General features: G+C 40.0%; 10 protein-coding genes and 1 pseudogene. All 11 read right to left on the reverse strand.

Annotated elements, in window-relative coordinates:
- Nucleotides 1-35: 35 nt before the first annotated feature.
- Nucleotides 36-491, reverse strand: a complete 456-nt coding sequence (locus tag ACJQWY_RS02450; RefSeq protein WP_407076177.1) for a hypothetical protein — start codon at nt 489-491, stop codon at nt 36-38.
- Complete coding sequence (locus ACJQWY_RS02455; RefSeq protein WP_407076178.1) at nt 488-853, reverse strand: helix-turn-helix domain-containing protein; 366 nt, start codon at nt 851-853, stop codon at nt 488-490. The genes ACJQWY_RS02450 and ACJQWY_RS02455 overlap by 4 nt, the downstream gene beginning before the upstream one ends.
- 466 nt (nt 854-1,319) lie before the next feature.
- Nucleotides 1,320-2,198 carry a DNA/RNA non-specific endonuclease gene (locus ACJQWY_RS02460; protein ID WP_407076179.1) on the reverse strand — a complete coding sequence of 293 codons (879 nt, stop codon included), beginning with the start codon at nt 2,196-2,198 and terminating at the stop codon, nt 1,320-1,322.
- A 29-nt stretch (nt 2,199-2,227) separates the two neighbouring features.
- Entirely contained in the window at nt 2,228-2,791 is a 564-nt protein-coding gene (locus ACJQWY_RS02465) for a DNA-3-methyladenine glycosylase I (protein WP_407076180.1), read from the reverse strand.
- Between the two features lie 99 nt (nt 2,792-2,890).
- Nucleotides 2,891-4,222: pseudogene (gene eno, locus ACJQWY_RS02470) on the reverse strand (phosphopyruvate hydratase).
- 82 nt (nt 4,223-4,304) lie between these two features.
- Nucleotides 4,305-5,111 carry a triose-phosphate isomerase gene (gene tpiA / locus ACJQWY_RS02475; protein WP_407076181.1) on the reverse strand — a complete coding sequence of 269 codons (807 nt, stop codon included), beginning with the start codon at nt 5,109-5,111 and terminating at the stop codon, nt 4,305-4,307.
- Between the two features lie 189 nt (nt 5,112-5,300).
- The gene (gene ptsP / locus ACJQWY_RS02480; protein WP_407076182.1) at nt 5,301-7,025 is read right to left on the reverse strand and encodes a phosphoenolpyruvate--protein phosphotransferase; all 1,725 of its coding nucleotides are present in this window, start codon (nt 7,023-7,025) and stop codon (nt 5,301-5,303) included.
- A 41-nt stretch (nt 7,026-7,066) separates the two neighbouring features.
- Nucleotides 7,067-7,330, reverse strand: a complete 264-nt coding sequence (locus ACJQWY_RS02485; RefSeq protein ID WP_057754625.1) for a phosphocarrier protein HPr — start codon at nt 7,328-7,330, stop codon at nt 7,067-7,069.
- A gap of 181 nt (nt 7,331-7,511) precedes the next feature.
- The gene (locus ACJQWY_RS02490; RefSeq protein ID WP_407076183.1) at nt 7,512-7,691 is read right to left on the reverse strand and encodes a hypothetical protein; all 180 of its coding nucleotides are present in this window, start codon (nt 7,689-7,691) and stop codon (nt 7,512-7,514) included.
- 37 nt (nt 7,692-7,728) lie between these two features.
- Nucleotides 7,729-8,652, reverse strand: coding sequence for a thioredoxin-disulfide reductase (gene trxB / locus ACJQWY_RS02495; protein ID WP_407076184.1), 924 nt, complete (start codon nt 8,650-8,652; stop codon nt 7,729-7,731).
- A 156-nt stretch (nt 8,653-8,808) separates the two neighbouring features.
- Nucleotides 8,809-9,684, reverse strand: coding sequence for a UTP--glucose-1-phosphate uridylyltransferase GalU (gene galU, locus ACJQWY_RS02500; protein WP_407076185.1), 876 nt, complete (start codon nt 9,682-9,684; stop codon nt 8,809-8,811).
- Nucleotides 9,685-9,690: the final 6 nt, after the last annotated feature.

Raw genomic sequence — 9,690 nt, forward strand, 5'->3', positions numbered from 1 at the left:
ATAGCACACATATCCGCATTTTGCCTAGTATTAATTTATGAAATTATGCCTCTTTGGCGGTAATGATCAATCGTTTGCTCAGCAAAATCTAAGTCATAACCTAATTCATCCATCAAAATCCACGATTCAAACGGCTGATCAGAATATTTATACGCCAAATGTAAAATGACATCCTCATCAGCTAGATATTCAATAATAGAATCCCGTGCATCTACTTCATCGTTTTGAGCGCGAATCTCATCATAATCTAAATGATTTCCTAAATCCGAAATCGCATGGAAATATTCTTCCACCAAGGTTTTTGATTTTCGGAAATAATCCAATGTTTTATCAATAATAATAAAGCATCGACCGCCCTTAATAAAGGTAACCCCATCTAATTTAGTTTCATCATATAGCGGTACCGTATCTAAAATAACAGGCTGCAAATGATGTTTAATTAAGTCATTTTCGACTCGCATTAATACTTCATCATATTCTAAGCTATTCATAGGTGATCCTCATAATCTGCGACCAAGCCCTCCACATAAGATTTAGCGCGATCGATAATCCTTTGTCGATCTTCATCAGGTACACTTGATAAGTCCACACCCCAATGTGCAGCCATTAACGTTGGTTCCGCTTCTTTTTTTTCATCGCGATTTTCAACTAGCTCTGCCTTAGAAACACCAAAGCAATTAGCCATTAGTTCTAATTTATCAATCCGCGGATACGTTTTTCCATTTGACCAATCCGAAACGGTGGCCGTGGATACTCCAACCATCTCAGCTAATTTAACCGCAGTCATATGTTGCTGTTTTAAGAGACGTTTAATATTTTGCCCCATAATCATCCGTCCTTCAGAACTCGTCATTGTTATATCCACCTTTTATGTTATTTTTCTTTATTATAAACTGAAACTTAACACAAAACAAGTTTAACCTAATTAAGTCTTGATATTAGGTTTTGCCTAATATATAATAAAGCTATACTTAATCTTGATCTTTTTTGGAGGGTATTATGAACACCTATTTAACATCTTTACTTATTATTTCATTCTTCTTCATCTTAACCATAGTTGGTTTTACTACTATTGCTATTTTTGTAATTGATAACACTGAACGTTACTGGCGTGGATTTTATCGCCTGAGTATCTATGTTTATCAACGCTTCATCGGTACACCTAAGCAGAGCGCCTTTTCGATTGCATTCCGACATTAATATTAATAACAACTTAACCTTTGGCATTGAGTAATTCTCAATGCCTTTTTTATACAATTTAAAAAGCATAACCTTTCATAAAAATTATGCTTCATTATATGTGTGTATTACACGTTTATTTATTGAACTAACTGTGCTGAACCATCCGCATAATTAATTTTAACCCCTGGTTGCACATTTGGTACAAAAACATTAATATTTAACGTTCCATCTGTTGATTTAGCCTCAATATGTGAACCAGATGGAACTAGGTTTTGACCTTCATATAACGGCGTGACCCGATAACGAACGCGCTTATTAGCATCTAAAGCTCGACGTACCAACGTTTCATAATAGTTTTGTCCTGTATTTTTGTCATTGCCATTTGATGATTGATTGGCCCACGCCGTTTGCGTAGTAATATTTTGTGGATTCGCCTCACTCGCATCAAAACTGTTAATATTACCAGCTAGGGCGTATCCAATCGAATGCCCTCGATTATACAAAACTTTGTTATGCCCATTAATTTTCATTTGACGCCAACCAACAGGGTTAATCGTCTGAGAATTACCGGTCTCACTTCGATTCCGATATTGCCGACTGGCTTTAGTTAACCAGGCATTTGCTGGCCCGGGGCGACCTAAAGTATCTTGTCGTGATAATTGAACGTATGGTGCTGAAGCAACATCAGTGTTCAACGTATTTTTATTCTTATTCAGCACAAACGCGCCGGCACCATTATATTCAATCGTATCAGCTTTTAATTGTTCTTTAATCGTATCGCTTAAAACCGAACTAGCTAAACTTTCTGTCGGATGCTGCTCTTGCGCCGTCCCATACTGGACTGTTCCATTCGTATCCGCCTGCTTTTGTGTGGCATAATTATTCGATCCTGGTATCCACTGCTGTATCTTTTGAGGATTTTCCACCCCTAAAGCACCGGCTAAAATTACAATCAGCGTTGTCGCTAGTCCCAGCCATTTTTTATTTTTAGTTATCCTTTTGCGCCTTTTTGCCATTCATCTATCCTTCATTTCTTTTTCAACTATTAATGAAATGTACACTCTACTTCATGATCATTATACAAACCAGCAGCTTGCATAAATGAATACACCGTTACCGGCCCTAAAAACTTAAAGCCTAATTTTTTCAAATCACGTGCTAACGCTTTGGCAATTTGGTTAGAGCTCGGGATGGTTTGTAAATCCGTCACCTGATGATCAATTGGATGATAATCAACCCGTGACCATACCAAATCCGTTAAGTTCTTCCCCTGAACGTGTAATTTTTCAATTTGTTGGGCATTATTAATCGTAGCGGACAATTTCAAGCGATGCCGAATCAGATTTTTATTTTGCATTAACAAATCTAAATCTTGCTCTGTCATCGCCGCGACTGCTCCAATTTGATAGTTATGAAATGCTTTTAAAAAGGCTGCTCGTTTATTTAACACAGTTTGCCAGCTCAATCCCGCTTGATAGCTTTCTAAACACATCAATTCAAATAACTTTTGTTCATCATATTCAGGACGTCCCCACTCTTCATCATGGTACCGTTTTAAATTTTCTGGCGTCTGTTCTAAATCAGCCCATTGACATCGTTTCATTAGCATCACACTTTCAATCTTTAATTGCACTTCGACAAAATATTATCAAAAAACAAAAAGCCCGCCTTTAAAGCAAGCTTTTCATTTATAAATAATTGGATTTAATTACTTATAGTTAACAATTGCATCTTTAGCAGACTTATCAATGTTGTAGAAACTGTTGATTCCCTTGTAATCAGCAACGTCTTCAGTTAACAAATCTTCAATCCGCATCAATTGGTTATACTTAGCAATCCGGTCAGTTCGTGACATTGAACCTGTCTTGATTTGTCCGGCGTTAGTAGCAACAACCAAGTCAGCGATAGTTGTGTCTTCAGTTTCTCCTGAACGGTGTGAAACGATGGCTGTGTATCCAGCTTCCTTGGCCATTTCGATGGCTTCCATAGTCTCAGTCAAAGTACCAATTTGATTAACCTTAATCAAAATAGCGTTGGCTGCGCCCATGTCAATTCCCTTCTTCAAATACTCAGTATTTGTAACGAAGAAGTCATCCCCAACAAGTTGAACCTTATCACCCAACTTGTCAGTCAACTTAACCCAAGCATCCCATTCGTTTTCATCAAGAGGATCCTCGATAGAAACGATTGGGTACTTTTCAACTAAGTCTGACAAGTATTCGATGAATTCGTCAGTAGTGTATTCCTTCTTATCAGGCTCACCTTCTAAGACATAAACACCGCGCTCAGCATCGAAGAATTCTGATGAAGCGACGTCAAAGGCAATCGCAATATCCTTACCAGCCTTGTAACCAGCGTTATCAATCGCCTTCAACAAATATTCAAATGGTTCTGCATTTGACTTGAAGTCAGGAGCAAATCCACCTTCATCTCCAACAGCAGTTGAGTGTCCTGAAGCCTTCAACAATGCTTGCAAAGCATGGAAAGTTTCTGAACCCATACGAACAGCTTCAGCCATTGACTTCGCCCCAACAGGCATAATCATGAACTCTTGGAAGTCAACAGAATTTGAAGCATGGGCTCCACCGTTGATAACGTTCATCATTGGAGTTGGCAAAGTGTGTGCATTGAATCCACCAAAGTAGTTGTACAAAGGTGTTCCCAATTCATCAGCAGCCGCACGTGCAGCGGCGATTGAAACACCAAGGATAGCATTGGCACCCAACTTAGCCTTAGTTGGTGTTCCATCCAAAGCGATCATGGTCTTGTCCAACAAAACTTGATCAGTAACGTCCATTCCAATCAACTTGTTCTTGATGACTGTATTAACATTTACAACAGCCTACAACACACCCTTACCAAGGAAACGACTCTTGTCGCCGTCACGTAGCTCAACAGCTTCGTGCTCACCAGTTGATGCACCTGAAGGTACGATTCCACGACCGAAACCACCTTCTTCAGTATAAACTTCAACTTCAACAGTAGGGTTACCACGTGAATCTAAGACCTCACGTGCGTAAATATCAGTAATTGCAGACATTTTGTCTTCTCCTTACGCTTTTATAGAATTATTAACTGAGATGTAATCTCATTCACAAAAAAATTATACCATAATTTCGCGGTTAAAACTCATCAAGTCGGCTAATTTTTGTCAAAAGAGCCTGGTTCGCAATTTGACACAAAGCAATAAATTGGTCGGGGTCTAACGCGGCGTTTCCCACTAAAACCCCATCAATATCGTCTTGAATCATTAATTCATAGGCATTATCAGGTTTCACCGAACCACCGTACATAATTCGCACAGCCTTTGCTACATCCCAATTATACATATCCGCTAACGTCAAACGAATCCGGCGGAGCGCAAATTGAGCAAGCTCTGGAGTCATAGCTTGTCCACTTCCAATCGAAGCGGTGGGCTCGTACGCCAAAATTACCGTCTTTGCTGTTTGCGCCGAAATTCCTTCAAAAGTTTCAATCACTTGATTGACGACCCAATGTGAACGATCATTTTCATTACGCGGGATAATTGCCTCATCAAGCGCAATGATTGGAATCAAATTATGCTGCAAAGCGGCCTGGGCTTTCCGATTCACCATTTCATCTGTCTCATGAAAATAGTTCCGGCGTTCAGAATGCCCTAAAATCACATAGCGGATTCCTAAATCAGCTAAGGCAGCTGGCGAGGTCTCACCAGTAAAAGATCCCTGATCTTTCCAGTACATATTTTCCGCCCCAATTGAAATATTGGTACCACGGGCGGCATGAATCATTCCAGGCAAGAGAACATCTTGACCAGCCAAGACTGGAATCACATCCGGAAATTGATCTGCTGGTTTCTCAATCTTATCAATATAAGCTGCCGATTCGCTGGGCAACTTGTTCATTTTCCAATTAGCCACTACCAGTGGTCGCCGTCGCATCATTTCCATCTTTTCATCAACTCCTCACATTTTGTTCGACTTTAAGCCAATTTGATGAGTCATTAGGCCTCTATTGATACTGATAGATAACAAATTTTTTGAAACCTGACTAATCACGTTTAAATTAATTATACTAAATTTTCAGCACCTTTTTAGCTAATAAAAAACGAAGTTGTTCACAACTTCATTCAATAAAATTTAAATTTTAACAGATGCCGCTACCAAAGATTTAACTTCTTCATTAGTATCCATATTCAATGCCTTTTCAGCTAACTTAGCCATCTCTGTTGAATCCAATGCCCGAAGTAATGCACGTGTCTGAAGAACTGAAGTCGATGACATTGAGAATTCATCAAGTCCCATTCCTAACAATAATGGTGCTGCAATCTGATCACCAGCCATCTCACCACACATAGCAACAAACTTGCCATATTGATGAGCTGCATCAATAACTTGTTTAATTAAGCGCAAGATTGATGGATTATAAGGTTGGTAAAGATATGAAATGTGTTCGTTACCACGATCAGCAGCCATTGTGTAAGCAATCAAATCATTGGTTCCAATTGAGAAGAAGTCCACTTCTTGTGCAAAACGATCAGCCAACATAGCAGCAGCTGGAATCTCAATCATAATTCCCAATTTAATATCATCAGAAATTGCTACACCTGCTTGCTTTAAGTCTACCCGTTCTTCTTCAAAAATCTTTTTCGCTGCGCGGAACTCATTAATTGTGGCAATCATTGGGAACATAATCCACAAATCACCATAAACTGAGGCTCGCAAAAGCGCCCGTAATTGCGTCCGGAAAATATCAGTCCGATCCAAAGAAATCCGAATAGCCCGATACCCCATAAATGGATTCTCTTCTTTAGGGAGCGGTAGATATGGTAAGTACTTGTCTCCACCAATATCCATTGTCCGTACCGTGACTGCCTTACCATTCATTCCTTCCAAAACGGCTTTATAAGCTTCGAATTGGTCATCTTCAGTTGGTAATTCAGCTGAATCCATGTACAAAAATTCCGTCCGGTATAGGCCAATACCTTCTGACCCACTGGCCAAAACTCCTGCAAGATCTTTGGGCGTTCCAATATTAGAACCCACAACTAACTTCCGACCATCAGCTGATTGAGAAGGCTCATTCCTTAACTTGGCCCACTCACTCTTTTGTTCAGCATACTTATCGGCTTTGGCTTGTGCCAACTTAATTTCTTCAGCTGAAGGATTGATTGTGGTCACTCCTTCTAATCCGTTCAAAATTAAAGTATCACCCGTACTGATTTGATTAGTTGCATCACCAGCACCCACGATTGCAGGAATCTCCAGGGTTCGCGCCATAATAGCTGCATGCGCTGTCCGACCACCTAAATCAGTAACGAAGCCTTTCACGTACTTGCGATCAAGTTGGGCAGTATCTGAAGGCGTCATATCTTTAGCCACAATGACAACTTCTTCTTGAATAAGGGCTGGGTTTGGCAACTCTTTACCAAGTAAATGTGCCATAACTCGCTTAGTCACATCACGAATATCAGCGGCCCGTTCAGCCATATAAGGATTATCATCAGCCATGCCTTCAAACATACCAATATACATATCCGTTACGTTTTGCAAAGCTGCTTCGGCATTAAGCTTATCTGTCTCAATGGCATTCTTAATTCCGCCAATTAATTCTGGATCTTCTAAAACCATAATGTGGGCCGTAAAGACTTCTGCTTCATCGGCTCCCATGTTTTGCATCGCCTTATCTCGAATTTGTTCCAATTCTGTCTTGGCAACAGAAAAGGCCGCTTCTAAGCGACCCTCTTCTGCTTGCACGTCTTCAACGTTCACTTGCTCAAAAGACAAATCAGGATCTACCAACTTATAGGCTTTAGCAATTGCCACTCCATTTGAAGCCGCAATTCCATTGATAACTTCCGCCATCATAGACTCCCTTCATACTCGTGCAATATTCAGTGTCGGATTTATGCTAATCCTTCATTTGTCATCGTTTGTGCGATGGCTTCAATTGCTTCAGCGGCATCATCACCATCTGCAGTAATCTTAACATCAGCATGTTGTCCCACACCAAGTGACATTACACCCATGATTGACTTCAAGTTAACATCCTTACCATCGTATGATAATGTGATGTTTGATGAAAACTTTGACGCAGTTTGAACCAACAAAGTTGCTGGACGTGCGTGGATACCTGTTTCGGCTACAATGTGAAATTCGCGTGATTCCATGATAGAATACTCCCTTTTAATTATATTCATTATTCTGTTGATAATTAGGAGCTCACTCCTACTTACAAGAATAATTATAACGATGTTTTATGTTTTTTGCAAACGTTTACAATTTGCACGCACATTTTTTACATTTGGTAATCAATCTAGCTAAAAAATTATTCACTAAATGCTAATCTGATCACATTGGTTTTGCGCGTTGATAGGTAACAAGGCCCCCTCGAGCAGCTACCCCTCGGAGTAAATTTTGATAAGGATAATTGCGCCAGGCTTCATAAAAAGTTGGAAATTCAGCTGGCGCTAATTGAAACTCATCAATCTCACCCCGACGGAGTTGCTCTAGTAATTTATTATAATCCATGACGTCACCACCTTGCATCATTTTTTTGAAAAATTTGCTAATCCTTTAATTGTTCATGATAAGCAAATGCATTTTGCCCGGCAATCGCTGCATCTCCCACAGCCGTTGTAATTTGCCGTAAAGTTTTGGCTCGAACATCGCCTAAAGCAAAGATACCTGGTTGCCGTGTTTCCATTTGCTCATTGGTTTCAATCCAACCTTCTGAATTCGTAATGGCTAAATCATGAAAAGGTTCAGCGACCGGTAATAGTCCTACATAAATGAAGACCCCAGCCACAGCTAATTCGGACGTGGATTGCGTCTGATTATTAACGAGTTGCAGCTTTTGAACTTTTTTATCATCGCCTTCAATTTTAATCACTTCGGTATTCCACATAAAATCGATTTTGTCATTAGCAAATGCGCGATCTTGTAAAATCTTTTGGGCCCGTAATTGATCTCGCCGGTGAATCACCGTAACATGATCCACAATTCCCGCTAAATAACTGGCTTCTTCCAAGGCCGAATCGCCACCACCAATCACCGCTACATGTTGTCCTTTAAAGAACGCCCCATCACAAACCGCACAATATGAAACTCCGCGACCTGCGTAATTATCTTCACCAGGTACTGCTAACTTCCGATACTGTGAACCTGTCGCAATAATAACGACATCCGCGGTATATTGATCCATGTCCGTCTGTACTATCCATTGCTGGTTTGCTCGTGTCACATGTTCCACATTTCCAAACGCATACTCCACGCCTAGTTGTTCTGTCGAAGCAAACATTTTTTCTGCCAGCTCAGGGCCTTGAATACTAACATAGCCCGGATAATTTTCAATTTCAGCAGTATTATTCATCTGTCCGCCATAAATCCCACGGTCTAACATTAAAGTCCGTAAATTAGCCCGAGCGGTATAAATTGCTGCTGTCATACCACCAGGACCAGCTCCAATCACAATCGTCTGATAATGTTCCATTTTACTGCCGCCCCTTTCAGCACACTCTCGCATGCTCTAATGAATAACCATGATTTTATCACAAAATGCTAAAAGATTATAGTTGCTCACATTTCGTAAATAATTTAACAAATAAAAAAGGCTAGATTTAATCAATCTAACCTTCAACACTCACAATTAGTCTAACTTTTTAGCTAAGTCTTTCAAATATGCTTTTAAAGCGGCCCCCGTTTGTGGATGTTGTAAACCAAATTCAATATTAGTCGTTAAGAAACCAATCTTTGAACCAATATCGTAACGCTTTCCAGTGAATTCGTGGGCATAAACATGTTGCCGTTGATTCAATGTATCAATCGCATCGGTCAACTGCACTTCGTTTCCCTTACCAGGCTTAGTCTTTTCTAATTCTTCAAAAATCTCGGGTGTCAAAAGGTAACGTCCGATAATAGCCAAATCAGATGGAGCCTCTTCAGGCTTAGGCTTCTCCACAAAACTTGAAACTTTATGCAAACCAGGGGTTACTTCAGATTCAGGATCAATCACACCATATTCTGATACTTGATCATGCGGAACTTTCATAACGGCCAAAGTTGAATCTCCCGTTTGCTCATAGCGCTCAATCAATTGCTTAGTCAAAGGCTTTTCGTCTGTCATCAAGTCATCACCTAACATCACCACAAAAGGTTCGTTTCCAATAAATGACTTAGCTGTTAACACCGCATCCCCAAGCCCACGAGGATGCGATTGACGAATAAAGTACAAATTAATGTCAGTCGTTTCTTCAACTAACTTCAATAATTCATCCTTACCCTTTTCTTTCAAATTATTTTCCAACTCTGGATTTGAGTCAAAGTGGTCTTCAATTGAACGCTTTGACTTTCCGTCAACAATCACGATATCTTCAATTCCAGAAGCCAAGGCCTCTTCAATAATAAATTGAATCGTAGGTTTATCCACAATCGGCAACATTTCCTTAGCTAAAGCCTTTGTTGCAGGCAAAAAACGGGTCCCTAACCCGGCAGCTGGAATAATCGCTTTACGTACTGGTTTCATATTAAA

Origin of the sequence: Weissella kandleri (genome assembly GCF_045504165.1) — a bacterium.
Classification (GTDB): domain Bacteria; phylum Bacillota; class Bacilli; order Lactobacillales; family Lactobacillaceae; genus Weissella; species Weissella kandleri_A.